The sequence below is a fragment of the Nitrososphaera viennensis EN76 genome, from assembly GCF_000698785.1.
Lineage (GTDB): Archaea > Thermoproteota > Nitrososphaeria > Nitrososphaerales > Nitrososphaeraceae > Nitrososphaera > Nitrososphaera viennensis.
Map to the genome: position 1 here is coordinate 2,363,015 of NZ_CP007536.1, position 26,142 is coordinate 2,389,156.

Sequence of the window (26,142 nt, forward strand, 5' to 3'; positions counted from 1 at the left end):
TTAACCTAATGTGTCTTGGGCGGCAAACTTTTCGATTATCCTGCCCATGCATTTCGTGCACTTGTTCAGGAGGTCTATTCTCGCAAACTCGTTTGGCGAGTGGATGCGCGCAAACATGTACGTGCTCCCGACGGATATGCAGGGCGCCTTGAGCACCTTGACAAACGAGTACATCGGGCCGGTGCCGGCAGAAGACACGCTCCGTATGGAACTGCCAAACGCCTTCCTTGCCGCCTCGTCCACCTTTTTCACGAACGGGTCGGAGATGGGAGTCCTTGCCGCCGCCTCGCCGTGGATGAAATTGACCTGTATGTCTGAAAAGCCGTGGTCCTTCAGGTGCCTTTTCAGCCGCGCCAGCTGCCTTTCAGGCACCATGCCCGGCACGAGGCGGAAGTCGATTTTTGCCCGCGCCCTTGCCGGGAGCACCGTTTTTGCTCCCTCGCCGATGTAGCCCGAGTCAAAGCCGGCGATGTTGCAGGTAGGCATCCCGACAAGCGCCTTTTTGGCGTCCTTGCCCCGGGCGCCTGCCACAAAGCGCCTGATGCCGTACTCGTTCTTGAATTCCCCCTCGTCAAACGGCTCTCTTGAAATGACCGCAAGCTCTTGCTTTGTAAACGGCCTGACCTCCTTGTACCAGTCCTTTATCGTGACCCTGCCTGACTTTTCGTCGCGCATCGTCGATAGCGCCGACACAAGCCGCCACGCCGGGTTTTCGATGAGCACCGCAAGGCTGGAATGCGCGTCCCTCGACGGTCCTGTTGCAATGAGCTCGACGTACAGGAGGCCCTTCATGCCGAGGCTTATTATCGGCCTGTCCTTTGCGTCGACGTAGCCAAACTCCCATATCACGCCGTCGCACGCAAGTTTTTCTTCGTATTTTTTCAGGTACTGCTCGACATGCACGCTCCCGACCTCCTCCTCTCCTTCCACCATGAACTTGATGTTGCAGGGGACGTCGCCAGTCTCCTTCAGGAAATACTCGACTGCCTTGATGCGGGTTATCAGCTCGCCCTTGTCGTCCGCCGAGCCCCGCCCAAAGACCTTGTTGTCCTTGACGGTGCCGCTGAACGGCTCGTCCTCCCACAGCTCCAGCGGCTCCTCCGGCTGCACGTCGTAGTGGTTGTAAAAGAGAAGCGTCTTGGCGGCAGGGTTTGCCCTTGATTTCACTTCGCCATAGACGATGGGCGGCACGGTCTTGTCGTCATCGTCGAGGTACAGCACCTCGGAGTTGATGCCTGCCTTTTGCATCATCTTGGCGACAAGGTTTGCGCATTCAACGAGGCCGACCTTTTTTGCCGAGACGCTCGGCTGCCTGATTAGCGCCTGCAGGTCCGAGATCAGGTCGTTCATTCCGGCGTCGACGAGGGAGTCTATCGTCATCATCAATAGTCGGTAACACTCAAGATATTGAAAATAAAGGTTGCTTTCAGGTACACTGTTAAGTTGGCTGCGCATTTTGCCCTTTTTATTCGGATGTTAAGTTACGGATGGTTTTTTGGCATGGTGAACACCTGTACGTCGCACAATATCACCCGCAAGTTAACGCCTGGCAGAAAAGATGGAAATCAGCAGCCAACTTAACAGTGTACTTTCAGGGGCTCTGTTAACTTATCGTTTGCTCAATGATATATGAGACAGATGCCTAGCCGACGGTAAATTAACAGAGCCTCTTACGGGCTTTTGCTCTTCCAAAATACATAACTCGCAGCAAGCACAATTCCCACAAAAATTAGCACCAACGGAATAATGCTATCATCTAGACCGAATGAATAAGGATAAAATTGTATGATAGCTCCTATGATTATCAAGAGAAAGATAGAAAGCAGTATTGGATCGCGAAAAATAGCATAATAGATGCCTTTAGATAACTCTTCATCTTGTAATTTTCATACATATTCTCTTGTAATCAGGTTCGGTTATTGCAATCTGCCATTAAAAGTCATCAGATTGACACAGCCAAAATACGACCCGATCAGAATTTGCTAGCATGCGCCGCGCCGTTACAGCCTTTCAAACGGCAATCATCAACCGACAAGGAAGGATAATAACAATATTACACTCTCGTAGTAGAGCTACTCGATGACTGTAAAGTTACAGTTGATCCTCCTTGCTGCAGTAGGCGTGACGATCACAATCGCGTCATCTTGTTCCTGCGGTGGCGAAGCTTTGGCGCAAACCGACAGCACCAATTCAACTGATTCAGGACAGAACACAGAGGAAGTCGCAATTCATGTAGAGGGGAGAACCAATACTGTTTTTCTGGCTTATCGCTTGGCTCCTGCTGTCGCAATAGTGGCTGCCTTTGTTGGTTTTATAATATGGAAGCAAAGACGCAACAAATCCTAGCTCCGTGTGTTTTAGCAGCGTCTAAATCCTTGACAAGTTATGGCGCTGCGCTGCAAAGTCATTAAAATGATAATTGCCATAATCCTGCATGGCAAGTAGTAGTAGCAGTACTAGCCTTCAAAATTCAAAATGGCAAAGCTGCATAGATGCCTGCATGCGCTGCGCCGAGGCGTGCGAGTTCTGTGCTACGTCTGACCTTAAAGAATCGGACGTAAAGATGATGGCAAGTTGCGCCCAGATAAACAGGGAATGCGCGGCCGTCTGCTGGACTTCTGCATCGCTGATGTCGATGGACAGCCAGTTTGCAAAGCAGTTCTGCGACCTGTGCGCGACTGTCTGCGACGCATGCGCAAAAGAATGCAACCGGCATACCGTCGACCACTGCAAAATGTGCGCAGAGCAGTGCCGCAGCTGTGCCGACGAATGCAGGCGCATGACGAAATAAAGACTGCACAGCCTGTTCATGTCAAAATAACAGGAGTGATTGCATGGATGGCTTTCAAGTGCAAAAAATGCGACATGGAATTTGACGACAAGGAGCATCTAGAGCGCCACAGGCAGGTGCACGGCAGAAAGCCAAAGGTGCGCTATGCCGGCGAGATTAACTTTGACCATGTGGGAGTCTAGGTTCTAGCCTTCGATTTCTTGGCGCCTGATTATCAGGAGCGCGACGCCAAAAGACCCTGACAGCAAACCTGCGATGAGCAGGTTGGGATAATGCACCACAAATGCGGGCGGGACATGCGCCGTGCTGCAGCCTCTTCCGCACCTCGGCTTGAATTCCTCGCTACTATTTCCGGCCAGGAACTGCGAATAGGCGCCCACGCTGACGCTCAGCAAGAGGCCTGCAACGATCACCGCGCTTACCCCTAGCATGATAAACGGTTTCACCTTGTTATCCCTCCATGTCAGCCGCCGGCTCTACTACTACCGGCATAGCCAAGATAACGCAAAACGCGGATAAAAAATCTGCGAAAAGGAGGTGCGCACCGTGACAGCAGCCCTCCAAGGCAAGGTGCAAGCTCCGGGAACAGAGGAGCCGCGTACACACGCCCGGAGGAATCACGGTGCAAAGAAATCTTGCTTGGGGATGCAATATAATCTAATAATATAATATCAGCGGCTGCCCATCAGTCATTTACCGGGCAACTAAATCCGCTCTTGCCACTCATCATCTGCGAAAACTCGTCCCCGGACATCTCCTTGCTCTGCGATACTGGCACAAGGCCAAGCAGCCTGGATTCCAATGTCATCTTTACCTTCATGCCGGCGTCGCCTGCACTACTCTTGCCGTTCAGGCTGTCTGCAAACGACTGGAACACTGCCGCAAGGGCCGCCCTGCCGTTTATCTGGAGCGCGCCGTCCACTGTGGTAGCAGCATTTGCCGGGACGGAGCCATTTTCAAATTCCATCGTGGCAAAGTCGCTGTCCTTGTACGTCGCCACGAACTGCAGCCTGTCAAAGCCCGCTGGAAAAGGCGTCGGGTTGCACACATCCATCGCAACGTCTGTGGACGACTGGGAAAAGTTGTACCCCTGCGCCCCGCGCGACCTGTACTGGAGGTTTGCGTTGGCGTAGCTGCTGGCCGCAAGCAGCGAAACAAAGATTATTGCCGCCACCGCGGCCACTCCTGCAGCTATGTACCCCGTTCTCATCCTCACAATTCCGGAAAGCGCATAATAGTTAAGACTTGAGTAAGCTCTTTCTGTACTCTAGTGCTCTGCTCTATTTCTCGAGGTCGCGCTTCCAGTTCCCGATCTCGGCGTCAAATGCCTTCAGTTGCTCCTCAAACTGCCCGTCAGTCATGCCGTCTGGCCGTACAAACGTCCAACTGACCGTCGCGCCGGCCTTGTTTGGAATCACGCGCACATAGACATCCCACGTGACGTCCTGCCATGCAAAGACGTGGTCAAGTATGCCATGCTCTTTTGAAACAAGGGCGTGCCTTATCCTTGCCTTTCCCACAGGCGTGTCGCCGGACCACCATCCGCCGTCGCCGGTCTTGACAAGCGACTTGATGGCGCCTCCTGCTTCCAGGTTTTTCATGTCCTCAAAATACGCAAACGCGTCTTGCGCGCTCTTGCTGGTAGTCAGCGTCTTGACAATCACTTTTCTTGGCTCATTGCTCATATGTGCAGTATCTGAGCAAGGATAACTAGATAAGGACCATCTCCCCCATAGGGGGTAAGTGGATGATAGACCGGCAGCTGGTGGAGCTTGGGCTCACGCAGGGCGAGGCCCGCGTCTTTCCCTGCTAAAGCTTGGGCCTTCACGGGTGGGAGCGGTTGTCAAGGACTCTAAAGTGTCGTACTCGAAGGTCTACGACGTGCTGGAGCGCCTTGCCTCAAAGGGCCTGGTCAGCCATGCGACCATCGGAAACATCAGGCACTTTAACGCAGTCGAGCCTTACCGCCTGCGCGACTATTTGCAAAAAAAGGAGGACGCTCTAAAGGCGCAAAAGGCGGCTGCAGAAGGGCTTGTCGTCGAGCTTGCCAAGGTGGCAAACAGGAACAGGGCACATGGGGCAGAGATATTTACAGGGGACAGGGGGCTCCGCACCGCCTACGAGATCCTGCTCAAGGACGCGTCGAAAAACGACGTGCTGCGCTACTTTTACCCGTTTGACGATTACCATCCCGTCGCCACGCCGTTCTACTCCCGACTCTACCTTTTCCAGAAGGAAAAGAGGATGGCAGCCCAGCGCGGCATCGGGACGGTCGCGTTCAGCAGGTCGGCGCACTATCGTGAGATCGCCGGCATGGTCGATATGAGGTTCGTCCCGTTCCCGCTCCCCGGCACGATGGACGTCTTTCAGGACAAGCTGCTGATGGTGTTGTGGGAGGGCAAGATTGGGATACTCGTCACGTCAAAAGAGATCGCCGACCACTTTGCGCGGTACTTTGACAGCGTGTGGCAGGTGGCTGCTGCTAGTACCGGTACTCGTCGCCGCAGTCGCCGATGAGCTCAAACAGGTTGCGCGACCTTGCAGTCACCGCCTCTATCCTCTCCCTGTCTTCATCGTCAAGCTTCAACCCAAAGATGCGGGCGTTGTCATGCCTGTGCTCCGCTATTCCAAGCCGTGCGCCTATGATGACCCCTGCAACCGCCGGCCTGTCAAGGATATAGCGCGCAGCCACGTTTGCAATACTTGCGTTGTGCCTGGCAGCGACCTGCTTTAGCGCCGCCAGCAGTTCCTGAAACAGTTTCCAGCCGCCCCATACGTCTATCATCTTTTTGTACTTGCGCAGGCTCGGCGTGTCAAGCTGGGCGTTTCCCGGCTCGGGACTGCCAAGGTATCTCTCTGACAAGAGGCCGCCGCACACCGTGCCGTATGCAAGAATCACAGAATTGTTCTTGCTGCAAAACTCTTGCATCTTTACCTGCGGCCGCTGGTCGATTATAGAGTACTGCACCTGGTTTGAAACGATCTTGATCCCCGCGTCGGCCATGTCCTGCATGTGGTCCGTGTCAAAATTGGTCAGGCCGACGTTGCGCACCCTGCCTGCGTCCCGGAGCTCCGACAGGTGCACCAGCGCGTCGAGCCACGCGGGATTTGCATAGTCCCACCAATGGAACTGCACGAGGTCTATCGACTCGACGCCCATCCTGCGCCGGGAGCGCTCGATAGCCTGCTCCACCACTGCCCTTGTCATGCGCGCAGGCTCTGGCACGAACTTGGTGAACGCTTGCATTTTTGCCAGCTCGCTCTCGCCTTTTTCTTCAGCAAGCATCCTCCTGAAGCCGCCTATGAAATCCTCCGCCGGCCCGTAAATGTCGGCAAGGTCCCAGCTGGTAAAGCCGGAATCGTGGTACGCCATCATTTCGCCGATTGCCTTTTCGTGCTCTATCCTGCCATGGCCTCCTGCAACCTGCCACATGCCGTTCAGTACCCTGCACACCCTTAGATCGCCAAGAGCCGCGGTTTCCACGCTCTTGCTATCATTCCACGCGCAATTTATGTATATTATCTACTATTGATCTTCGGCAATAGAAGAATTTTATGATCCACGAACCTCTTTAATATGATGGGTGCGAGAGCTCTTACGAGCGATAACGAGCGCCATAAACAAGCCGTTCAACAGGAAGGGCAAGTATCGCAATCCCGAATACGACGACAGCGAGATCGAGGGCATGATGCGCTATTTCAAGCTGTCAAACTACTATGACCTCTTGCGCCTGCTCAAGAACATGTGCAGAGAGTAATAATTAATTCTTGAACAGCCTGACGAGCCTTGCCATATAGTTTACAAGCACGAAAAATACTGCCCATGCCGCTATGGACGCTGCCATTGCAGAAATGTATGCATCATTGCCTGATGATGACTGCAACAGCTGGAACTGCACCCCGACCTTGGTGAGCGAAAACGCCACTTCAGACACTGAAAATGTAGCAAGCAGTTTTTTGATGTCAGCTCTCACCCTCTTGCCGTCGCGCCTGCCTGTCGCCGGTTCGATGTACTTGCTCCTGTTGTCCCAGTAGTACAGAAAAGCAAACGCCGGTATGTACACCGAGTATTCTGCGGCAAGCGTGATTGCCGAGTTGGCAAGGCTGTTGCTGGTTTTGTCATAGCCCGAGTACAGCTGGGCCACCAGCGCGCCGGTGAAAAACGCACCCAGGCCTGCGATGATGATGTTCCTGTTAAAGTTGATTGCTTCTCGGTACCGCTTGAAAAAGCCTGATTTCTCGCCGCTCAATTCAGCGCCGGCTCTCTTCCCTTGAAATGTTTGTACACCGGCTCGATTATCCTGTTGACGTACGTCGCAGCCGCGTTTTTCAGGTCCATAGGGTGGATTTTTTTTGCGACAAAATCGCTTTCGACTTCCTTATAGCCGCCGTACGTCGTGCTGCCGCCGTACTTGGCCGGCCTCTCTACCGTAAACTCGGAAAACTCGTGGAACGCGACATAGCGCACAAGCTCAAGCACGGGGTTGCCCTCCGCCACGCCGACTGGGCAGAACGCCTTGGCTATCTTTTCCCTTATCGCCTTTTCATCGTCGTGTATCAAAATCCCGCTTGCCGGCTTGCTCTTGCTCATCTTGCTTGACACCTTGGCGTCTTCGGTTGCGTTTTCGTCAAGGCCAAGCTTGACCGGCTCTGTAAGGCCGGGGAGCAGGTGGTGGTGGACGCACACTGGCGGCTTCCATCCCATCTTGGGGAATATCTCCCGTACAAGCATGTGGATCTTGCGCTGGTCCATCCCAGAATGCACGATGTCAAGGTCAAGCGCCTTGATGTCGACTGACTGCATGGGCGGGTACAGGAGCTGGCCGAGGTCCATGTTGTCCGTCTCTTTTCTGCCCATTATCGTGAGCGAGCGCATGGTCCTTGCAAGCGTCATGTGCTTTGAAAAGCGCACGAAATTCTCCCAGTATCCCGGCGTCTTTTCGTACAGGTCGCTGCCAGTGACGACATTGACTCCGGGGCAAAAGAACTGGAACGCGTCGGCGTAGTACTGCGACACCTTTCGTATCCTGTCCCAGTCTCCTCCCAGCTTGTCGTTGATGTATGTGTGCCAGTCGGCAAGAAAGACCGTGCAGTCGATTCCTGCCTTGATAAAGTCGTTTATCTTGAAACCCGTAAGTATCAGGCTGCCAAGGTGCAGTATGCCGGATATTTCGAGCCCGATGTAGTGCCTTGGCCGGCTCTTTGTCTCAAGGAGCGCCCTCAGCTCGCCTTCAGTGATTACTTCTTCTGTAGGCTCTCTCATGACAAGCGCGACGCGCTCTTCAACATCCATCTATCTCTCGTAAAAGCGGGCCGTCGCAGTTCTATAAACCTTGTACCCCTATGACAGGAGAGTGGTCCTCGAGCCACTCTTTGTGCTGCCTGTAGCCGGGGTCTGCCGACTCTACCAGCTGCCAGAACCTTTTAGAGTGGTTCATCTCTGTAATGTGGCACAGTTCGTGCACGATGACATAATCGATGACCTCTGCCGGCGCGGCGGAAAGTAGCAGGTTAAAGTTCAGGTTCCTTTTCTTTGAGCAGCTGGCCCAGCGCGATTTCTGGCGCTTTACTGTGAACTTGTTGTACGTCAGGCCAAGCCTAGCGCTCAGGCCAGGCAGGCGCTCTGCGATGACTTTTGCTGTTTGTTCTCTGTACCACTGCTCTATCTCTCGCTTGTACCTGCGCATGTCTGTCACGTGGAACGTGGCCGTGCCAAGCCCGTCCGAAACAATGGCAGAAGCAAGCCTGTCCTTGACTAGGCGCACGCGGTACCTCCTGCCGAGATAATAGACGACATCGGATTCTGTGTGGCCGGTTTTTTCGCGCAGCCTGCTGTAATAGTTTGCAGTCTTGATTATCCAGTCGCGCTTGTACTGCACAAACTCTTGCAGCTTGTCCTCATCATAGCCTGCCGGCACCACCGCCTCGACCCCGCGTATGCCGGAAACAAGGCGCAGGCGCCTTGCCCTGCTGCTCGTCCTGACGCTGATGCACAGGATGCTGCCGTCGTCAAGCGGAAGCGAAAGCAAGCCAGCGGAAATCCTGCGTGCCAGCTTTAAAGTCTTGTGCGCAATTATATTGCACCTTTTTCAAACAACTGTTGATAATGCCTGTTGCCATCAGGATAAAACAGGGCGGCCTTGAGAAGGCTTTATCATCTCTTGACATCGACGAGGGAGTGAGGATCGAGTCCGGCGGGAAAAAGAAAAAGATGTTTGTCAACAGAAGCACGTCTGGCATTTTTGTGGTGCAGATTGGAGAAGAGGAGTTCTGTTACCTCGATTCTGCGGCGCAGGTGGTAAAACTTGCAGACAAGATTTTTGGGAAAAAATACTCAGCGTACGCCTACTGATGCCTAAAGCGGGCAATAACTATCATTGCCATAGCGACCGCAACTGCCGTAATAGCCGCAGTGCCAAATTCTGGTACGGCCGTGGTCCCAATTATGTCGATATTGTGTACTTTATCTCCATCGTACCGGAATGAAATTGTGGTCGTATCTATGCCTGTCGCGTTGGAAAACATACTTTCAAACTCTGCTGGCTGGCCTTCTGCAAGAACCGTGTACGGGCCTCCAAGGAATTCGTGCGGCAGCGAAATCTGGAAAAAGCCTTCTTCATCGGCTGTGCGGCTTATCTCTATATGCAGCTGCCTTTTGCCTTGATCGAAGGAAAAGTTGCACGTGTCTGCGTTTGTGACTGTCGCAAGTTTGAATCCCATGCCTCCGTCCACGGTTGCATCAAAGGAATTGCCCTTCCTGGGCGTCATCGTCCCTCCGCCTATCAGGAATGTTCCAACTATATCGATCTGCTTGTTCCCCTTTTGAAACGGGATCTCTAATGCAACATTGGAATTGGTACGCGTCACGCTGGCAAATACCTCTATCTGATCAACGAAGAATACTAGCTCAGACTCTGTATTGATAGAAATACGGTTCAACAAACTATCTGGCAGGTTGATCAGCAGCTTGCCGTCAGAGTCCGCTTGGATCATTACGGTTATGTTCGAATACCTGTCGTTTACTTTAATGGAGTCGACGCTGCCGCTCGTGATACTGTATGTAATTACGTACGATTTATCGCAGACATAAACTGCATACGCATTTAGACTGCTAGAGGAATTCTGCGCGTAAGCCGGGATTGCTGCAAGGATTAACAATGATACTGCCATGCCTGCAAGCAGCGGCTTCAACTATTCCCGTATCTGGGAACGTGGTTTTTGAACATTATGGAGTTTTGCTAGATGACGCCGGCTTCGCGCAGCTTCCGCGGCAGGTATACCTCAGCCAGATACTTGAAACCGTGCTTGAAGAACGCGTCCAGCTCGCATTTTTCCTTGCGCTTCAAAAAGAGGTCGAGCTCTTTCTGCCACTGCTTGTCCTGGAACCACGGCTTTTTCTTCATGTCGTTTGCCCTGTTGATGTCCTCGTCGGACGCTGCAAGCCTCGCAACCTCCGGGATGTTGTATTCGTAAATGTCCGAGAACATCATGCCGAGCACCTTGGCGTTTGGAGTCACCAGCCTGTCGCTATCGTAACTCAACGATTCGCTTCCGATCTTGTAGCGCAGAGCGATGCCGAGGCCCCACGGGTCTGCGTCCGCGAAAACGACCACCGGCTTTTTCCATTCCTCGTTGAGCGTCTTGACCATCATCCTCGTTGCGCGGTCCGGCTCGCCCGAGCCCGTCAGCAGTATTGCGTTGTATTTCTGGATAAAGCCGGACTTGCGTATGTTGTTAAGCACGGTGTCTTTCTCGACTACCATCACAAAGTCGGCCTTGACCTTTACTATCTCCAGGTCGCGGATGTTGGTCGGAATCAATTGAGAAGTGGCCCTGCTCCCAAGGTTGCAGTCGATGATGTCGCCTCCCACGCGAAGCGTTATCGGCCCGGAGATCATGCCTTTTGGCTTTGAAGTAACAGAGAACTCTTCGCGGGGCGTGCCGGTCAACAGTTCCAGCGCCTTTATCGCGTCGTCGGACTCGTCCTGGCCCTTCCAGAACTTTTGCTTGTTCTTTTCATCGCCTACAGTGCTCAGCGTTGCGTAGTACATGCCCCTGATGGTGCTTTCCATCTCCTCGTCCAGCAGCTTGCGGATAGCGTTTGCCATGACGAGGTACTGCGCAAACGTGGGGATCTTTTTCGTGCTGTCGGGGCTTATCCTGACCGTCTTGTCGCCTATCGTCAGCATCCTCTTTTCGTCGGACCAGACGGTGTTGTCATAGCCTACCTTTGGCACGTCGAGCACCGGCATCGTCTTTTCTATCATCAGGTCGGTGCTGACGTCCTTCATTATCAGGCCGATCTTTTTCATGACTTCCTGATGGCGCTTGTCTTTTGTTGGCATGTCCTACTTCTTTTTCCTCCCGCCTTTTTTTGTCAGGACCGCGTCAAGGGTTGTTTGACCTCCTTCCTTCTTGTTCTTGGGCTTGCTGCGCTCGCCCTTTCTCCTAGCCGCATTTATGGCCAACTGGCTTTTTGAGCGCTTTACAACTTCGCCGTCAATCTCTTCTTCCACAACCTCCTCGCCTGCTTCTTCCTCGATGCGCTCGCCGGTTATCTCGTCCTCTTTTTCTTGCACCGGCGTTGCGGTTATCTCGCCAGAGACGTGCTTTTCGGCAAGCTGCGTGAACGCCTGTTCGAGCTTTTGCGAGTCTATCTTGATGGATTCAGAAATGGCATTTACGATGAGCGGTATGTAGTACTTGTAGAGAGAAAGCCTGCTCTGCGCCTCCTTCATGCGCAATTCCTTGCGTATCTGGGCGCTGACCTTGCGATACAGATCAGATAAACATGCTTTCATGTAGCGCTTTAATTCGCCTTCTGAGGCGATGCTCTCCTTGCCGGCCGTCTTGTACGGGATTTTTGTCGAGCAGATGTGGAAGAATATGTGCAGCGGCAACAACTCGACTGCCCTGTCCGACTTGGCATCGGGGTTGGCAAACTGCTCCTTGACCTCCTTTTTGGAGATGCCCATCTTGTTTATCTCTACCTCTGATACCACTTCCCTTGCGACGTCAGAGCCCTCGTCGTACAAAAGCGGTATCTTGTTTGCAAACCTGTAGAGCTTGAACGAGCCGATGTCGCCTCCGTACGCGATCCCGCATTCCACTATCGTCGGGCGGTTGTTGATGACACACGTCCTTGACGAATAAGCGGTAAGCGACGGCTTTAGGATCTTGACTGAAAGCTGCGGCTGCGTGCCCTGCGCGGCCTCGTCCTTGTTCGTGATTATCGTGTATTCCTGCGTCATGCCTGCGGTGAGTATGTCCTCGCCAATCGGGCTCAGGTGGTCGGTGTTTGGCATGTGGAATTTCGTCTGCTTGCAGATGTTGACCACCTTGATGAGCTCGTGCTCGTCGTACTTGTCGGCAGGCTTGTTTTCAAGGCCGGCCTCCGAGATTATCTGCCTTGCCTTCTCGCTTGACAGCTTTTGAAACGAGTCGGAAAGGACTCCCTGCAGGGTCGTTTTCTGGTTCATGAAATTCATGATGGCCTTTTTCAGCGTCTTTAGGTCCATGTCTGCCGGGTGCGGGAGCACCTCTTTTGCCGGCTCGGGCATCCTGTCCGTCCTGCGGTCAAACGCGACCTTGCCCTCGTCGGTCTCAAACTCGATGTGGGCGTAAGGGTTGACGACTGAGGTCTGGCTGATGTAATCGTAGATCCTGCTTTTTGTAATAGGGGAAAGCTTTGCCCGAAGCATCGCCTCGACTCGAAAACCCGAGTCGCCGCTCATGGCGGCATCTTCCTTTACCTGCCTTTTTGCAAGCACTATTGGCCTGTTGGTGCTGATGTCGGTGCGCAGCTCGAAATAGTATTCCGCGCCTTCTTCCAGGGACTTGCTCCACACCTTCAGCGGGTGGTCGGTGTCTTTGGTCGAAAAGGCGGCAATCATCTTCAATCCCACGCCAAAGAGCCCGCGCTGCTGCTTTTCCACGTACTTGCCCGATGTCAGAAACGAGCATACCGCTACCGGCACCTTGTCAGACGGGATGCCTATGCCGTTGTCCTGGCATGTGATGGTCCACATCTCGTTTGCCGGGTCTACCATCTTGAGCGACAGCGAAATCCTCGGCAGGATATGGCTGCTCTCGCAAGAGTCAAGCGAGTTTTCAATGAGCTCGCGGACAGCCATGTAGAGGATGCGCTCGCCAGTAAACCCTGCAAGCGCCGAGTTGTCCACAAAGAACTCCGACTCTGCCTTTTTGTCGTATTTTACCTTGCCTCGATGTACCGCCCGTGTTTGAGATGCCGGGACATCTGCAGGCTTGACAACAGCAGTAGCAGCGGCAGAAGTAACCTCGGCGGTAGTAGCCTTTTGCGTCAAACGTTGAGATGTGGCTCCGTAACTCAATTTAACTTTTTACGGAATTTTTGTTGACTTGGTGCTAAATGTTAGTCAAACTGGGATCCGTACGGCGTACCGTGGCTCTTTAGCTCCTGCACCTTGAACCCTGTACATTCCACCAGCAGCCTCTTTTTGCCCTTCTGGATGACGATATAGTCAGAGCCCGAACCCACCACCGTTCCGTCTACAAGGTCTTTCAGCTGCAGCACGCATTGTGTTGTGTCGGTGCAAGTTATTAATTCTTGATGGCAGGCTTTTTAACGCCGGGCGGGCAATGGGCGGTTGTGCTGTTACCGCTGCTACCACCCCAAGCCCTGCTGCTGCAAGTCATATCAGACGGCATTTTCATTACGCTGATTGGGTCGGCTGCCGCCTGCCTCACTACCAGCAGTTTTCTACCGCAAATATTCAAGGGCTACATGACCAAAAAGATGCAGGACGTCTCGCCGTACCTGATGGCACTCTATGCGTCCGGCACCACGCTCTGGCTTGCGTACGGGATATTCAAGGATGACTGGGTGATAATAGGGGCAAACGCCCTTGGTACCGCGTTCAACCTGCTGCTTCTCTACATGAAGCGCATCTACAGGCGCCCATCATCGTCATTGGCCGCCTGAGCAAGGTGGTACGGGTTCTGCCTTTCAGCCTGCGCCATCAGCGCGACCGTGTTTCTCACCAGCTGGTACATATTGTCGTGGCAGGGGCACGCGCACATCCTCGTGACCTGGGAGCCGTTCATCTCTTCCTTGAAATGCCCCTGGCATTTGCCGTGGTTGTTTTCAACGCAGTCGGCTGACTTGGCCATGTCCTGCATGTGTGTGTATGCGCAAATGCATTTAAAAATCCTGCCGTGCCAGCAGGGCTATGGCCAAGAAAAAGAAGCAACAGCAGCAGGAGCTCAAGCTGGAAGGAAGCGCCACCGTGTCTTTAGCCGGCAAGTCTATTTCAATAGCGGATGATGAAAATGGAGTGCCCGTCCTTACGGTGACAAACGAGTACGGCAACTCTGCCAGCTACCGCATCGAGGCGCACTCGTTTGACGGCCTGTGGTCGCAGCTGTGGCAATTTGTCAAGGACAGCCAGCATTAGCCCTATATCCATATATTCAGGCAGGCAAAAGAACCCCCGGTCGCTATCAGCAGTGCTTGTGGACACCTTCAAGGCAAGCCTGGACCCGTCGCTCTTCAAGCTGTACCGCAGGTACCTCTACTCGCGCTACAAGGCCACGGACGAGCTGGCGCAGGGTGAAGTCGTCCACGAGATTGCAAAAGAGCGGCTGGGCAAGCTCGCAGGCAAGTTTGAGAAAAACGCGTCGTATTTTGACCCTGGCGAGCAGCTTGCGCTTTCTGTCAACGGGCTTGCACTCAAGAGCCCTGTCGGGGTTGCCGCCGGCTTTGACAAGAACTGCGACATGCTGCTCCCCATGTCGTACGTCTTTGGCTACATGAACCCTGGAAGCATATTGCTAAAGCCGAGGGTCGGAAATCCGCAAAAGCCAAGGTCGGAAGGGACCGTGCGCATGGCAGTAGACGACGAGCGGGGCGCGATAATAAACGCCCAGGGGTACCCGCACAAGGGTCTGGAGCATACCGTCAGGAACCTGCAAAAATTCTCGCAGGGAACGCATGGCAGGGCGCGAATCCTGCTGAACTTTTCCGGCATCACCGACTTGTACACGGAAGACGCCGTGCTTGATGCGTGCAGGGAGATATTGGTGCGCACGTCGCCCTACGTTGACCTTGGCTTTGAGGAAAACAGGACGTCGCCAAACACCGACTTTAACAGGGTGCTGCAGAGCCCGGATTTCACGAAAAAGATTATTGACCTGATGAACACGCACGTGCCACCCGGCAAGATAAAGGCGTCCAAGATCGCCCCTTACAGCGAACTGCCTCCAAAGGATGACGAAAAGGAGGCGCGCATGAAGTCAATAAAGGTGTTTTACGAAAACGGCGGGCAGGCCGTTGTGATAGGAAACACGAGGCCGGTGGACACAAGGGCAAGCCCGCTTACGGCCAAGTTTTCCCGGCCCGTTGCCGGGGAAAGCGGCCGGCCGCTGTTTCCCTATATGCTCCAGATGGTGGAGGACGTGCACAAGGCGTTCCCTGACTTGACGATAATGGCGTGCGGCGGCATCTGGAACGGCGAGGACGCTTGGCAGGCGTACCAAAAAGGCGCTACGCTTGTCCAGCTGTACACGGCATTGACGTTCCAGGGCTTTGGCATCGTCCGGGAAATCCACGACACGCTAAAGAAAAAGCTCGCAGGCGAGACCCTGCAGGGCTTTATCGAGAAGCGGGACAGCAGACTGTAGGCGCCCTAACAACACTGTACACCCTAATAGAATGTTGGAAAACTTTTAATTTATCTTCAATTAATTTGCTTTAAAAAGGGATTTAGGGCATTGTCAAAGCACCCAAAGATTGTACTTACTGCCGATCGTACGCTGATGTCGCCTTATAGAGGCATCTCGCTTGCATCGTTTTTCGGCTGCGCTCCTGCACTTGACATGAACAGGAGCCATGACTCGTTATGGTATCACATACTTGGCAACCAGGTCACGCCAAGGATATTGTTTGACTTTATCTGCAACCCGATAGAGCACACCGACGGTTATGCCAACTACGCGCCGTACGGTCTGAGAAAGGTCGAGGCTGCCCTTTTGAGGGACGGCTATGCCCGCGAGGACGTCGTGGTGGCACACCCGGACCATGTGGAGCAGTTTATCGGCCCTGAGACGCAGGTCGTCGGCACCTACGAGATGGACCCTCTCGGCATGGGCCCCGTGACCATGACATTCACTTATGGCCGCAAGCAGCAGTCATACGACGAATTCTACAACGCAGACCTGCACCACCGCATCAGCGCTGCCAAAAAGAGGACGGGGAGCAAGGCCAAGGTCATCGCAGGCGCTTCGGGCACTTGGCAGTACAACTACGACCCTGCCAAGATAGAGGAGTACGACCTCTATGGCATCGTCGAGGGCGAGCTTGGAGGCATCGGTCCGGAGATAGACGGCGCAGCCGGCCCGTTCTTTGACGCCCTCATCGGAGGCGAGTTTGACATGGCAAACCCCTTCAAGAAGAGCCAGTTCAAGGTGGAGATTAAAGAGTTCGTGAGGAGCGACAGGACGTACCACGGCAGGTTCATCCACTACTGGAACGAGCCCTCCATCGAGGAAATCCCAAACATAGTCAACCCGAGCATGCACGGCATGATAGAGGTGATGCGCGGCTGCGGGCGCGGATGCAAGTTCTGCGACGTGACCCTTAGGCCGCTGAGATACTACCCTGTCGAGAAGGTGCAGAAGGAGATAGAGATAAACATGAAGTACGGAGGGCTGAAAAACGCCTGGATACACAGCGACGACATTTTCGTCTACGGCCTCAACCCGAGGACGACAAAGAACATGCAGCCAAACAGGGAGGCGATCGAGGAGCTGTTCAAGGGCATAATGGCCACCGGCGTCGAGCACACCAACCCGACGCACGGGACGCTTGCCGGCGCAATAGCCGACGAGCGCCTCCTCCCCAACGTGTCAAAGATAATCAGGTCGGGCCCGGACAACCACATAGGCATCCAGTGCGGCTTTGAGACCGGGAGCATCAGGCTCATCGGCAAGTACGCCGACCGCAAGCTTGCCCCGTACAAGCCGGAGGAATGGCACTGGGTGGTCAAGACCGGCGTCAAGGCGCTGAACGAGAATTACTGGGTCCCTGCGTTCACGCTCATCATGGGCCTTGACAACGACGAGACGCCTGACGACAGCTGGGAGACGATCAGGCTCATCCACGAGCTGGAAACCGAGCAGCCGGACTCCAAGTTCACGGTAACTCCGCTCACCTTCGTGCCAATCGGCCTTTTGGAAAAGTCGGACTTTTACGACATTGGCAACACGATGGACCCTGCGAAACTGGGCGTCATGTACAAGACCTGGCAGCACAACTTCAAGCATGGCATACAGAAATTCATGGGCAAGGTGGGCCGCGACAACCCGATAAAGAACATGTTCTTTACCGCCCTTGCGTCAAGCCTCGGCGGCGTGCCGCTCACCGCGATGGAAAAGTACGCGCGCAGAAAGGGCCCGGAGCACGAGCGCGTGATAGAAAAGATCAAGGCCAGCTACTGGTAATAAGAAGCAGCTGCTGCATTTATACGGCGCCGGCCCGAAATCCGGCGCATGGCCGACTTTTTTGAGATAGACAGGCTGATTGATGAGCTTGCCCGGCTCTATGCCACTGCATGCGCGACTGCATGGTTCAAGATAGAAAAGAAAAAGCCCGCGCAGGATGAATACCGCGCCAAGGTGGTTGAATTCATGCGCCACTTTGAGTACACGCTTTCTACCTTCCAAAAGACGCCCGAGGCAGACAATTTCCGCGCTCATGCAAAAAAGGCGCTTGAAGCTGAAATTGAAAAGGTGCTTGCAGGGCAGAACAAGGAGGTGGAAAAGCGCTACAAGTACTTCGTCGATTACAGCTAGCTATAGATCTCTTTTTCCAGCTGCGAAAGGAACGCCTCCATAAAGCGCGTGCGCTCGTGCGCCACCCTTTTTGCAGTGGCGGTGTGCATGGTCTCTTCAAGCTTTAGCAGCTTTGCCTTGAAATGGTCAATCGTCCACCGCGTGTCCTCAGGCTTTCTGTCCGTTTTGCAGAACGGGTCTTCCGGGTTGTAGAACCTGCGCATCTCTGACCCTCCGACTGAAAACGTGCGGGCGATGCCTATTGCGCCAAGCGCATCCAGCCTGTCTGCGTCCTGCAGGATCTTGGCCTCAAGGGTCTCCGGGTTGACGTTCTTGGAGTAGCTGTGCGTCCTTATGCAGTACGACACTTTTTCTATCCTGTCTCTGGACCAGCCGCGTGCGGCAAGCATCCTCTGCGCAAGCTCGGCGCTTTCGTCTGCCGACTTGCTCCTTTTCTCGCTGCCTTTCGGGTAGACTATGATGTCGTGCAAGAGCGCTGCGGCAAGAAGGACCTCCATGTCAGCGCCCTCTTCTCTTCCAATCTGCTCTGCAGTCTTGAAGACGCGAATCACGTGGGAATAATCGTGGCCGGGGTCGCGGCCGGCAAGCATCTTTTCCGCTTCGAGCCTTAAGTCGTCAAGCACCGTCACGTCATGCAAGTGCGGATGCTTGGGTATTAAGCGATTGCCTTGTAGAATATGTAGGTGGAGGAGAAATTAAAAGGAAAAAGGAAGGGGGAGCGTATATGCTCTTAGATGACTTGCCACGGTCTGGTAGCGAAGGTTATGCCGAGGCCAGCTCCGATGATTATACATTGGTATACAATGTTGTTGTACGGAATTGGCTTCAGTATTGGGTCACCAGTGACGTTCACAGTCTGACCCCTGCCTAGACCCGGACCGATGTGCTCAATGTTGAGCTGTGTGTGCACGTGATATGTGCCTGGTTCAAGCGCCTTTACAGTGATTGAGTAGTCCACTGTTTGACCTGCTCTGATGTCGAATATGTTGCCTGGTGGGTCTCTCGCAAGGAACTCCCATCTGTTGCCAGCGTTTTCAGATTCGCTGAACAGAGAGAGCCATCCTCTGAGGTCTCTGTTGACCAAACTCTTCAACTGGCCACTTACGGTTAGCTCTTCGCCTGTCTGGAGGGTATTGTCGGAGAACTGCTCGTTATCAATCCTCACGAACCTGCTCTGCAGCTGTGCCTGCACACCGTGCGCGTCAGCGCTTGGCATGTATGCAATTACGGCAGACAGTACCATGACTGTCGCAAGAGCCGTCACGACCAACGTCTTGCTTTCCATCATATCCCTCTACTTAGGCTTACCAGAATGAACATAGATATATACTTTTATGCCCTTGAGCAAGCACTTCTCGCACGCCCGATACCAATTAGTAGCCGGCGCGCAAGAGAAACCGCGTTGGAAGGCGAAGAGAGCTCCAAGCTTGCGCTTGGCTCCATAGAGGACATCGGGCCCGCGACCGAAAAGCGGCTAAAGGAGGCCGGCTTTCGCTCGATAAAGGATCTTCTGGTCAGGGGGCCGGTGGACGTTGCAGAGGCGACAGGCATGGAGATGGATGAGGCCGTGGAGATGTGCAACAAGGCCCGCATCGCACTTGAAGAGCTTGGAATCATCGACAGGAGCTTTGTGACGGCAACGAGCCTCTATGAAAAGAGGATGTCCGGCGGCCAGCGCATATCCACCGGGGCCAAGAACTTTGACGACCTGCTTGGAGGCGGCGTGGAGACAAAGGCTGTCACGGAGGTGTACGGCGAGTTTGGCACTGGAAAAACTCAGCTTTGTCATACTTTGTGTGTGATGGTGCAGCAGCCAAAGACCGCAGGAGGCCTTTCCGGCAAGGCCATCTATATTGACACCGAAAACACGTTCCGGCCGGAGCGCATTGTCTCGATAGCAAGGGCGCGGGGCGTAAACCCTGACAGGGCGCTTGAGGGCATTGTCGTTGCCAAGGCGTACAACAGCGCCCATCAGGAGCTGATAATAGAGGAGACGGGGCCTGTGATAGAGGAGCAGGGAATAAAGCTTGTAATCGTTGATTCTGCGGTGGCGCACTATCGCGCCGAGTTCCTTGGAAGAGCGACGCTTTCAGAGCGCCAGCAGCGCCTCAACAAGTTCATGCACATCCTGGTACGCATGGCAGAGACATACGAGGTGGCAGTCGTCGTCACGAACCAGATCCAGTCCTCGCCGGATGCGTATTTTGGCGATGCGGCAAGGCCTACTGGCGGCAACGTTGTCGCCCACACGAGCACCTACAGGATATACCTGAAACGCTCGTCAGGCAAAAACAGGATAGCAAGGATGGTCGACAGCCCCTACCACGCGGAGAGGGAAGTGCTCTTCACGCTTGCCGACAAGGGTATATCCGACGTTGAGAATTGATGATAATGTCGTTTGTCCTTTGAAAACCCGTGCAGATAACTTAAATTAAGGTCAAAACGCTTTTCGTATTGAAAATATGCCAAGATCGCACGGTACCAGGAGAAAGGCTCGCTCAATCCTGACAAAGGACAATGTAGTCAGGGGCATATCGTACCTCCTTCACGATTACAAGGTTGGAGACAAGGTTATCGTAGAAGTTGACCCCCGTGAGCACGACACCACGCCCCACAGGCGCTTCCACGGACGCATCGGCGTAGTAAAGGAAGTGCGCAAGCGCACGCTGAAGGTGTCGGTGATGTTTGGCTCCAAGGAAAAGATCCTCCAGACGCGCCTCAACCACGTCAAGCCTCTGGCCTCTCCGGGGTCGTCAGAATGACCGAGACGCTGAAAAAAGAGATAATCACGACCGCGCAGGTAAAGGAGATACTGGACTCTGTCAAGGCCGACGACATGGACCAGATCCAGCGCTGGACCTCCGACTATGTCGGCAAGTTTGCCAAGACCGACGCCAAGACTGCGGCAAAGATGGTAAAGCAGCTTGTCGAGCAGTGCGACCTTACTCAGGAAGAGGCAGTCGAGGTCGTAAACGTCATGCCGACCACCCTTGAGGAGCTGAGGGCTTTTACGTTTGGGTGGAAGAAACTAATACTCACAGAGACGCTTGAAAAGATGCTCTCCATACTCAAGCCCGAGAGCCAAGGCTAAATAGCAATTATTCTACAGTATAGGGAGGATAGAGAGTCAGTTTGTCAGCAGCACAAGATCCAGCCGCCGGAGCCGCAGGCCAGCAGCCGCCGGCAAGAGCCGAAGCGGGCCACGACCACGGCCAGAGGAAATACGAGGAGTACGCCTACGTTCTGGACTACACTCCCCGGGGCAAGTCTGCCACCGTGAGGGGAAGGGAGGGCGTCATAGTGCAGGCCATAGGCGAGGAGCGCCTGACACTTTTAGAGCTGCTGGGCGTGCAGAACTCGACCTTTGAGGTCGGCGAGCGCCTCTATATTGGCCGGGAAGGGCGCAACAAGATAATGAGCGTGCTTGGGAGGCTGGACTACAATGACGTCTCGCAGTCTGCCAAGAACGAGCTTCCTGCGATAGTGGAAAAAGTGGTAGTGGCAAACGAAAAGAGGTTCGTCGACTACATCAACATGTCGCAGCCGATAACTCCGAGGATTCATGCGCTGGAGCTCATACCGGGCATAGGCAAGACCTACATGATGACGATAATCAAGGAACGGGAAAAGAAAAAGTTTGAGAGCTTTGCAGACCTGCAGACCCGCGTGGGGCTGAGGGAGCCGGCAAAGCTCGTGGCCAAGAGGATAATCGAAGAGATAATGGGCCAAGCCCGGATGAACCTTTTCGTCAGAAAGTAATTGCCAAGGCGCACCAAGACGCAGGCACTGGGACAGCATTTCCTTGCCGACCGCAGGGTGCTTGCCAGGATAGTAGATGCGTCTGCCATAGGCAAGGGCGAGACGGTGTGCGAGGCAGGAACGGGCAGCGGCATCCTGACTGAAGAGCTGTGCAGGCACGCCAAGAAGGTCGTGTCGTACGAGGTCGACAGGGAGCTTTACATTCATGCCAAGGCAAAGCTTGCCTCTTCTAATCTGGAATTCGTAAACGCGGACCTGTTCAAGCGCGACGAGCAGCTTTTTGACGTGTTTGTCTCAAACCTGCCGTATTCCAAAAGCCGTGACGCGTTTGAATGGCTTGCCGCAAGGAAATTTGACCGCGCAATAGTGATGGTGCAAAAAGAGTTTGCAGAGAAGCTGCTGGCAAAACCCGGCGACTCGAATTACAGGGCAATATCTGCAATTGCCTCCTATTGCTTTCATTTGGAGAAGCTGTTCGATGTCGGAAAAGAGTGCTTCAATCCTCCGCCGCTGGTCGAGTCTACGGTCATCCGGGCAACCCTGAAACACTCGATAACCCGGGAGACTGTAAAGAACATCAACAGGCTGTTTTCGCAGCGCAACAAGCGCGCGTCGACCGTTGCTGCAAAACTTGGTATCCAAATGGACTTTGGCGACAGGCGCGTGGACCAGCTGGTACCGGCGCAGATAATCGCGCTTGCATCAGGGATGATCGCATGACATGTACGTGCCTGCAGAAGACACGCTCTTTTTGATGGAATGCACAAAGCAGTACCGCGGCACGTGGGCCCTCGAGATGGGCGTCGGCTCGGGCGCGGTCGCGCAGTCGCTCCTTTCAAATTTCAAGAACGTGGTGGGAACAGACATCGACCTTGCATCGCTTGCGTATTGCAGGGGAAAAGAAGAAGGCGTGATGCTCGTATGCTGCGACGCGGCGTCCGCACTCCGTGGCAAGTTCGACCTCGTGGTTGCAAACCCGCCGTACCTGCCCGGCGACCCGCAGGCAGACGCAACGGTGCACGGCGGTCTCGCTGGCATAGAAACAACTATTCACTTTATCGAGTCGGCGCTCCCGCTCCTGTCAGAAAAAGAAGGCAAGATGCTTGTAATAGTGTCGTCGCTTGCAAACTCGACCGCGCTGGACAAATTCGTGCAGGAGAAAAAGCTAAAGAAAAGGGTGGTCGGGGAAAAGGCGCTTTTTTACGAGCGCCTTTATGCAGTAGAGCTTACTTTTTGAGCAGTTTTGCCGCCCTTGTGGCTATCTGGTCTGCCATCTTGGACAGCGACGCCGTGCCTCCAAGGTCGTAGGTCACGTACTTGTTCTCGTTGATGACGTCCTCCGTGGCCTTGAATATCGCCTTGCAGATTTCGCGCTCGCCAAGGTAGTCTGCCATCCACGCGCCCGACAATATTGTTGCTACAGGATTGACCTTGTCCTTGCCCGCGTATTTCGGGGCGGAGCCGTGCGCCGGCTCGAACATCGCATAGTCGTCGCCGTAGTTGCCAGAGTAGACGTTGCCGATGGAGCCGACGTTTCCGGACGCGCATTCGGATATTACGTCCATGAACAGGTTGGTGCTGACAAGCACGTTCTTGTTAAAGCGCTCCGGGTTCTTGACCAGCTGCTGCGTCATGTTGTCGATATAGTATTCCTCGTACTCTATTCCCTTAAAGCCCTTGCCCGCGTTTTCAATCGACGACCAGAATATGCCGTCAGTCTCCTTCAGGATGTTGCGCTTTGTGATTGCGACGACTTTTTTCCAGCCATAGTCCTTGGCGACCTCAAAAGCCTTTCTTGCAATGCGGTCGCATCCCTTCCTTGTCGTCTTGCGGATCGCGATCGCAGAATCGTCGCTTGTCTTGAACTCGATCCCCGCGTACAGGCCCTCCGTCGCTTCGCGGACGCAGATAAAGTCAAGCTGCTTTTCGGCGTTGGCGTACGTCTTTATCGGGCGCAGGTTGCCGTAAAGCTGGAACTTTTGCCTGATGCTGACTGCCACGCTCCTTGGCGCGTTTGGCACGGGGACCGTGGTGGTCGGGCCCTTGAAGCAGGCGTCCGAGTCTTCAAGGAGCTTCCACACCTCAGGCGAAATATACGAATTGCCGCCGTTTTTCTCCCACCATTCAGAGCCGGCGTCGCACTGGACGAGCTCTATCTTTGTGTTGCACGCCTTCAGGACCTTGACCATCGCGTTTACGAGCTCCGGGCCGGTCCCGTCGCCTCTGATTATAGCAGCGGTAGTCTTTTTAGCCAAATCGAATCAAAGCGGGAGCTCGCGCTTTCCTATTTAATCCTACTTACTATTGCCACTATTACTTGTGGGTGAGCTCTGCCCTCACGACCATCTCGTTTGTAAATGCAGGCATGCTCTTTAGATCAGGTACGCTGGTAAACTCGTTCTTTTCAGAAAAGTACGAGTACTGGATGTTATAGTCGTTCAGGGTAATCACCTGCTCGACGTTTGTGCCTGTCGAGTTGTTGACCACGGTTATCGTGCTGTTGTCATACGAGTAGACGCGCATAAAGTCGGCCATCGACAACCTCACCGGCCTGATGTACTCTATATGTACTTCGTTTCCGACCTTGTCAGTGTGTATGGGGCGCAGGCATTCCTGGCCGTCCTTGGGCTGCTTGCCAACGTTGTCAGGCAGCTGCATGGTCTGGCCATCGACTATTACCTCGACCCTCGGGAAAAGCTGGAACGTCTCGACGTTGTGGTTCTTCAGGCATACCTCGGTAGGGTCTGGCGGAGGGAACAACTGGGTCGCCAAAAGCGCAACGAGGGTGGCGCCGCCCATTATGATGGGGATTATCAGCATCTCCTTCTTGCCAAGCCTCTTTTTCGGCTTTTCCTCCTTTATCTTGCGCTTTGGCATCGCCGCTGTCCTACTAACTATTTGGAGGCGTTAATATAACATTGCTTTTACTACTGGCAGCGTTATATAGTGCGGGCTGCAAAATATGCAGAAGATGCGCCTTGTCCAGCTATCTGACATCCACGTCGGCAGCCTCTTTGTGCAGCAGGCATTTGACACCGTAGTCGATGAAGTGAACAAGCTCAAGCCGGATGCAATCATAATCACCGGCGACCTCACCGACGAGGGCATACTGCCGCAGTTTGAAAAGGCGCGCAGTGAAATAAAGCGGTTCGAGTGCCCAAACATCATCGTCATCGCAGGCAACCACGACTACAGGCACACGGGCTACTTGCTGTTCAAGAAATTCTTTCCAACCAAGCACGTCTACGAGTTTGGCGACGCAGTCATACTGACGCTTGGCACCGCAAGGCCCGACAGGGACGAGGGAGAAGTGGGCTACCGGCAGAACCTGTGGATGGAAAAGACTCTTGCAAAATACGCAGACAAGGTCAAGATAGTCGCAATGCACCACCACCTCGTGGGGATACCAGACACAGGCACCGACAAGATCCTCATCCTTGACGCCGGCGACACGCTCAGGACGTGCCTCCAGTCAAAGGTGAACCTCGTCCTGTGCGGGCACAAGCACCGGCCGTGGGTGTGGAAGCTCGGATCCCTTGAGATCGGCTATGCCGGAACTGCCTCCTCAAGCAGGTTCCGCGGATTCTTTGAAAACTCGTACAACATCATCGAAATAGAGAATCACAAGGTGAGTGTCGACATCAAAATAGTGGGCAAAAAGCGCTTTCCGCTTTCAGACTTGGTAGAGATGTACAAGCCGTTCCTTGAAGAAAAACACGATTATTAATGCGGGCGTCCCAAGCTTGGTTGGCAGCTGTGAAGATTCAGAGTTAATCCTGATACGATGAAGAGAAGGCATTTGACTGAGCTGCCACTGCTATACACTTGGCACTTGCTTTTCGCACCTGCTGGGGATTGAGGCAAAGCCAAAATAGCGGCACGCGTACAACAAGGGTGCAGTCTGGCTGCCTGCCCTGCTTCTCTTGACGATTTTCAGATGGGAGATGAAAAGATTATCGTCATTGATAATCATAAATGCTTAGTCTTTATTCTAGATTAGAATTATATCTTTTTATTTTTTGGATTTAATAATTTCTGTAATATCGGTCGTCTTGAACATGTTCTATTATAGTTAACTATCGATTTTTGAAATACAGGTTAATATAGTCTATGATCTACATGGTAAACCATGGCGCAGATGCCAGCACTGATCCCGAAGGAAGTCGAGATCCAAAGACTGAAAAAGATCTACATCATGGTGATCATGCTCGGTTCTATCGCAGCCTCCGTCGAAGTCGACAACTTCGTCGATGGCTCGCTGCACCAGACTGCAATCAGAGACTCGGCCTTCACGCCGGCCCACTGGTGGCTGTACAGCCACTTCGTGGCTCTCCCTGTCGGCTGGGGTATGGTGGCAATCTATGACAGAAGAGTCCCGATACTCAGAGGTCCAGGCAACTCGATGAACACCGGTCTGAAACTGACCATCATTGGCTACCTTGCCACGATGTTCACAATCGGTGTCAACGAGATGTGGCACTTCTGGTTCGTGGAAGAAATCTTCTCCGTTCCGAACCACTGGATGTTCAACATGGGTGTCGTAGTGGCATTCATGGGCGCTCTGGCCTATGTCGTCAGAGTGTACGCCAGACTGGTGGAACTGGGTGCAGAAACACCAGCAAAGAACCCGTATGTAGCAGAGTTGTACAAGCTAGCGCTGGAAGGCAAGCTGTACAGCAGGTCAATCCCATAAGCGGGGGATTCTCGACTCTATCTGGACCGCAAGGTCCAGACTGCCTTTTTTCTTTTCAATTTTTCTTCTT

At 53.7% G+C, this 26,142-nt stretch carries 35 protein-coding genes; 18 read left to right on the forward strand and 17 right to left on the reverse strand.

Annotated features, from left to right (window positions below):
* Entirely contained in the window at positions 1-1,380 is a 1,380-nt protein-coding gene (locus tag NVIE_RS13470; protein WP_075056219.1) for a M20/M25/M40 family metallo-hydrolase, read from the reverse strand.
* A 1,120-nt stretch (positions 1,381-2,500) separates the two neighbouring features.
* Here NVIE_RS13470 and NVIE_RS13475 point away from each other — a divergent pair.
* Positions 2,501-2,791 (forward strand): four-helix bundle copper-binding protein, encoded by a 291-nt coding sequence (locus NVIE_RS13475; protein ID WP_227717393.1) that lies wholly within the window; start codon positions 2,501-2,503, stop codon positions 2,789-2,791.
* A gap of 47 nt (positions 2,792-2,838) precedes the next feature.
* Positions 2,839-2,973: a C2H2-type zinc finger protein gene (locus tag NVIE_RS15695; RefSeq protein ID WP_144239758.1), complete on the forward strand. Its 135-nt coding sequence runs from the start codon at positions 2,839-2,841 to the stop codon at positions 2,971-2,973.
* Positions 2,974-2,976: 3 nt separating this feature from the next.
* Here the strand turns inward: NVIE_RS15695 and NVIE_RS13480 are convergent, their stop codons facing one another.
* From NVIE_RS13480 to NVIE_RS13490, 3 genes are all read right to left on the reverse strand, one after another.
* Positions 2,977-3,237, reverse strand: a complete 261-nt coding sequence (locus NVIE_RS13480; RefSeq protein ID WP_075055717.1) for a hypothetical protein — start codon at positions 3,235-3,237, stop codon at positions 2,977-2,979.
* A 239-nt stretch (positions 3,238-3,476) separates the two neighbouring features.
* The gene (locus NVIE_RS13485; RefSeq protein ID WP_144239760.1) at positions 3,477-4,001 is read right to left on the reverse strand and encodes a hypothetical protein; all 525 of its coding nucleotides are present in this window, start codon (positions 3,999-4,001) and stop codon (positions 3,477-3,479) included.
* A gap of 70 nt (positions 4,002-4,071) precedes the next feature.
* Positions 4,072-4,476 (reverse strand): hypothetical protein, encoded by a 405-nt coding sequence (locus NVIE_RS13490; protein ID WP_084790854.1) that lies wholly within the window; start codon positions 4,474-4,476, stop codon positions 4,072-4,074.
* A gap of 58 nt (positions 4,477-4,534) precedes the next feature.
* Here NVIE_RS13490 and NVIE_RS13495 point away from each other — a divergent pair, with 58 nt between their 5' ends.
* Positions 4,535-5,308 (forward strand): TrmB family transcriptional regulator, encoded by a 774-nt coding sequence (locus tag NVIE_RS13495; RefSeq protein ID WP_075055719.1) that lies wholly within the window; start codon positions 4,535-4,537, stop codon positions 5,306-5,308.
* Here the strand turns inward: NVIE_RS13495 and NVIE_RS13500 are convergent.
* A complete protein-coding gene (locus tag NVIE_RS13500; RefSeq protein WP_084790929.1) occupies positions 5,274-6,224 on the reverse strand; it encodes an aldo/keto reductase in 951 nt (316 codons plus the stop codon). The two genes, NVIE_RS13495 and NVIE_RS13500, sit on opposite strands and share 35 nt — an antisense overlap.
* Positions 6,225-6,375: 151 nt before the next feature.
* Here NVIE_RS13500 and NVIE_RS15655 point away from each other — a divergent pair, with 151 nt between their 5' ends.
* Positions 6,376-6,549 carry a hypothetical protein gene (locus NVIE_RS15655; RefSeq protein ID WP_158435253.1) on the forward strand — a complete coding sequence of 58 codons (174 nt, stop codon included), beginning with the start codon at positions 6,376-6,378 and terminating at the stop codon, positions 6,547-6,549.
* Positions 6,550-6,552: 3 nt separating this feature from the next.
* Here NVIE_RS15655 and NVIE_RS13505 read toward each other — a convergent pair whose 3' ends face one another.
* Genes NVIE_RS13505 through NVIE_RS13515 form a run of 3 tightly spaced genes read right to left on the reverse strand, consistent with a single transcriptional unit; the run spans position 6,553 to position 8,820 of the window.
* A complete protein-coding gene (locus NVIE_RS13505) occupies positions 6,553-7,041 on the reverse strand; it encodes a hypothetical protein (RefSeq protein ID WP_075055721.1) in 489 nt (162 codons plus the stop codon).
* Positions 7,038-8,084 carry a tyrosine--tRNA ligase gene (locus tag NVIE_RS13510; protein ID WP_075055722.1) on the reverse strand — a complete coding sequence of 349 codons (1,047 nt, stop codon included), beginning with the start codon at positions 8,082-8,084 and terminating at the stop codon, positions 7,038-7,040. The genes NVIE_RS13505 and NVIE_RS13510 overlap by 4 nt, the downstream gene beginning before the upstream one ends.
* Positions 8,085-8,115: 31 nt before the next feature.
* The gene (locus NVIE_RS13515) at positions 8,116-8,820 is read right to left on the reverse strand and encodes a M48 family metallopeptidase (protein ID WP_075055723.1); all 705 of its coding nucleotides are present in this window, start codon (positions 8,818-8,820) and stop codon (positions 8,116-8,118) included.
* 77 nt (positions 8,821-8,897) lie between these two features.
* Between NVIE_RS13515 and NVIE_RS13520 the strand changes: the two genes are divergently transcribed.
* Positions 8,898-9,143, forward strand: a complete 246-nt coding sequence (locus NVIE_RS13520; protein ID WP_144239761.1) for a hypothetical protein — start codon at positions 8,898-8,900, stop codon at positions 9,141-9,143.
* On the opposite strand, the gene NVIE_RS13525 is transcribed toward NVIE_RS13520, so the two are convergent.
* From NVIE_RS13525 to NVIE_RS15660, 4 genes are all read right to left on the reverse strand, one after another.
* A complete protein-coding gene (locus tag NVIE_RS13525) occupies positions 9,137-9,982 on the reverse strand; it encodes a hypothetical protein (protein WP_144239762.1) in 846 nt (281 codons plus the stop codon). The two genes, NVIE_RS13520 and NVIE_RS13525, sit on opposite strands and share 7 nt — an antisense overlap.
* Before the next feature lie 47 nt (positions 9,983-10,029).
* Positions 10,030-11,136 (reverse strand): DNA topoisomerase IV subunit A, encoded by a 1,107-nt coding sequence (locus NVIE_RS13530; RefSeq protein WP_075055726.1) that lies wholly within the window; start codon positions 11,134-11,136, stop codon positions 10,030-10,032.
* 3 nt (positions 11,137-11,139) lie between these two features.
* The gene (locus tag NVIE_RS13535) at positions 11,140-13,116 is read right to left on the reverse strand and encodes a DNA topoisomerase VI subunit B (RefSeq protein ID WP_075055727.1); all 1,977 of its coding nucleotides are present in this window, start codon (positions 13,114-13,116) and stop codon (positions 11,140-11,142) included.
* Between the two features lie 68 nt (positions 13,117-13,184).
* Positions 13,185-13,346, reverse strand: a complete 162-nt coding sequence (locus NVIE_RS15660; protein ID WP_158435254.1) for a hypothetical protein — start codon at positions 13,344-13,346, stop codon at positions 13,185-13,187.
* A gap of 36 nt (positions 13,347-13,382) precedes the next feature.
* Between NVIE_RS15660 and NVIE_RS13540 the strand changes: the two genes are divergently transcribed.
* A complete protein-coding gene (locus tag NVIE_RS13540; RefSeq protein ID WP_084790857.1) occupies positions 13,383-13,754 on the forward strand; it encodes a SemiSWEET family sugar transporter in 372 nt (123 codons plus the stop codon).
* Here NVIE_RS13540 and NVIE_RS13545 read toward each other — a convergent pair.
* On the reverse strand, positions 13,721-13,942 hold the full coding sequence (locus tag NVIE_RS13545; protein WP_144239763.1) for a hypothetical protein: 222 nt from the start codon (positions 13,940-13,942) through the stop codon (positions 13,721-13,723). The two genes, NVIE_RS13540 and NVIE_RS13545, sit on opposite strands and share 34 nt — an antisense overlap.
* A gap of 59 nt (positions 13,943-14,001) precedes the next feature.
* On the opposite strand from NVIE_RS13545, the gene NVIE_RS13550 reads away from it, so the two are divergent.
* From NVIE_RS13550 to NVIE_RS13565, 4 genes are all read left to right on the forward strand, one after another.
* Positions 14,002-14,226, forward strand: a complete 225-nt coding sequence (locus tag NVIE_RS13550; protein ID WP_075055729.1) for a hypothetical protein — start codon at positions 14,002-14,004, stop codon at positions 14,224-14,226.
* Positions 14,204-15,451, forward strand: coding sequence for a dihydroorotate dehydrogenase (locus NVIE_RS13555; protein WP_158435255.1), 1,248 nt, complete (start codon positions 14,204-14,206; stop codon positions 15,449-15,451). Before NVIE_RS13550 ends, NVIE_RS13555 begins: the two co-directional genes overlap by 23 nt.
* A gap of 135 nt (positions 15,452-15,586) precedes the next feature.
* On the forward strand, positions 15,587-17,269 hold the full coding sequence (locus NVIE_RS13560; RefSeq protein WP_075055731.1) for a B12-binding domain-containing radical SAM protein: 1,683 nt from the start codon (positions 15,587-15,589) through the stop codon (positions 17,267-17,269).
* Between the two features lie 48 nt (positions 17,270-17,317).
* Complete coding sequence (locus tag NVIE_RS13565) at positions 17,318-17,620, forward strand: hypothetical protein (protein WP_075055732.1); 303 nt, start codon at positions 17,318-17,320, stop codon at positions 17,618-17,620.
* On the opposite strand, the gene NVIE_RS13570 is transcribed toward NVIE_RS13565, so the two are convergent.
* Entirely contained in the window at positions 17,617-18,243 is a 627-nt protein-coding gene (locus NVIE_RS13570; RefSeq protein ID WP_227717394.1) for an HD domain-containing protein, read from the reverse strand. The two genes, NVIE_RS13565 and NVIE_RS13570, sit on opposite strands and share 4 nt — an antisense overlap.
* Before the next feature lie 107 nt (positions 18,244-18,350).
* Positions 18,351-18,908 (reverse strand): methane monooxygenase/ammonia monooxygenase subunit B, encoded by a 558-nt coding sequence (locus tag NVIE_RS13575; RefSeq protein WP_227717395.1) that lies wholly within the window; start codon positions 18,906-18,908, stop codon positions 18,351-18,353.
* A 114-nt stretch (positions 18,909-19,022) separates the two neighbouring features.
* Here NVIE_RS13575 and radA point away from each other — a divergent pair, with 114 nt between their 5' ends.
* From radA to NVIE_RS13605, 6 genes are all read left to right on the forward strand, one after another.
* Positions 19,023-20,006 carry a DNA repair and recombination protein RadA gene (radA, locus tag NVIE_RS13580; protein WP_075055733.1) on the forward strand — a complete coding sequence of 328 codons (984 nt, stop codon included), beginning with the start codon at positions 19,023-19,025 and terminating at the stop codon, positions 20,004-20,006.
* A 76-nt stretch (positions 20,007-20,082) separates the two neighbouring features.
* Positions 20,083-20,382, forward strand: a complete 300-nt coding sequence (locus NVIE_RS13585) for a hypothetical protein (protein WP_075055734.1) — start codon at positions 20,083-20,085, stop codon at positions 20,380-20,382.
* Entirely contained in the window at positions 20,379-20,711 is a 333-nt protein-coding gene (locus tag NVIE_RS13590; protein ID WP_075055735.1) for an RNA polymerase Rpb4, read from the forward strand. The genes NVIE_RS13585 and NVIE_RS13590 overlap by 4 nt, the downstream gene beginning before the upstream one ends.
* A gap of 41 nt (positions 20,712-20,752) precedes the next feature.
* Positions 20,753-21,379: a DUF655 domain-containing protein gene (locus tag NVIE_RS13595; protein ID WP_075055736.1), complete on the forward strand. Its 627-nt coding sequence runs from the start codon at positions 20,753-20,755 to the stop codon at positions 21,377-21,379.
* Positions 21,380-22,099, forward strand: coding sequence for a ribosomal RNA small subunit methyltransferase A (locus NVIE_RS13600; RefSeq protein WP_075055737.1), 720 nt, complete (start codon positions 21,380-21,382; stop codon positions 22,097-22,099).
* A 1-nt stretch (position 22,100) separates the two neighbouring features.
* Positions 22,101-22,616 (forward strand): methyltransferase, encoded by a 516-nt coding sequence (locus tag NVIE_RS13605; RefSeq protein WP_075055738.1) that lies wholly within the window; start codon positions 22,101-22,103, stop codon positions 22,614-22,616.
* Here the strand turns inward: NVIE_RS13605 and NVIE_RS13610 are convergent.
* On the reverse strand, positions 22,606-23,634 hold the full coding sequence (locus NVIE_RS13610) for an isocitrate/isopropylmalate dehydrogenase family protein (protein WP_075055739.1): 1,029 nt from the start codon (positions 23,632-23,634) through the stop codon (positions 22,606-22,608). The two genes, NVIE_RS13605 and NVIE_RS13610, sit on opposite strands and share 11 nt — an antisense overlap.
* Positions 23,635-23,692: 58 nt before the next feature.
* On the reverse strand, positions 23,693-24,256 hold the full coding sequence (locus NVIE_RS13615; protein WP_075055740.1) for a hypothetical protein: 564 nt from the start codon (positions 24,254-24,256) through the stop codon (positions 23,693-23,695).
* A 94-nt stretch (positions 24,257-24,350) separates the two neighbouring features.
* On the opposite strand from NVIE_RS13615, the gene NVIE_RS13620 reads away from it, so the two are divergent.
* Both NVIE_RS13620 and NVIE_RS13625 read left to right on the forward strand, forming a co-directional pair.
* Positions 24,351-25,106 carry a metallophosphoesterase family protein gene (locus tag NVIE_RS13620; protein WP_075056224.1) on the forward strand — a complete coding sequence of 252 codons (756 nt, stop codon included), beginning with the start codon at positions 24,351-24,353 and terminating at the stop codon, positions 25,104-25,106.
* 402 nt (positions 25,107-25,508) lie between these two features.
* A complete protein-coding gene (locus NVIE_RS13625; RefSeq protein ID WP_075055741.1) occupies positions 25,509-26,072 on the forward strand; it encodes a methane monooxygenase/ammonia monooxygenase subunit C in 564 nt (187 codons plus the stop codon).
* Positions 26,073-26,142 lie beyond the last annotated feature (70 nt).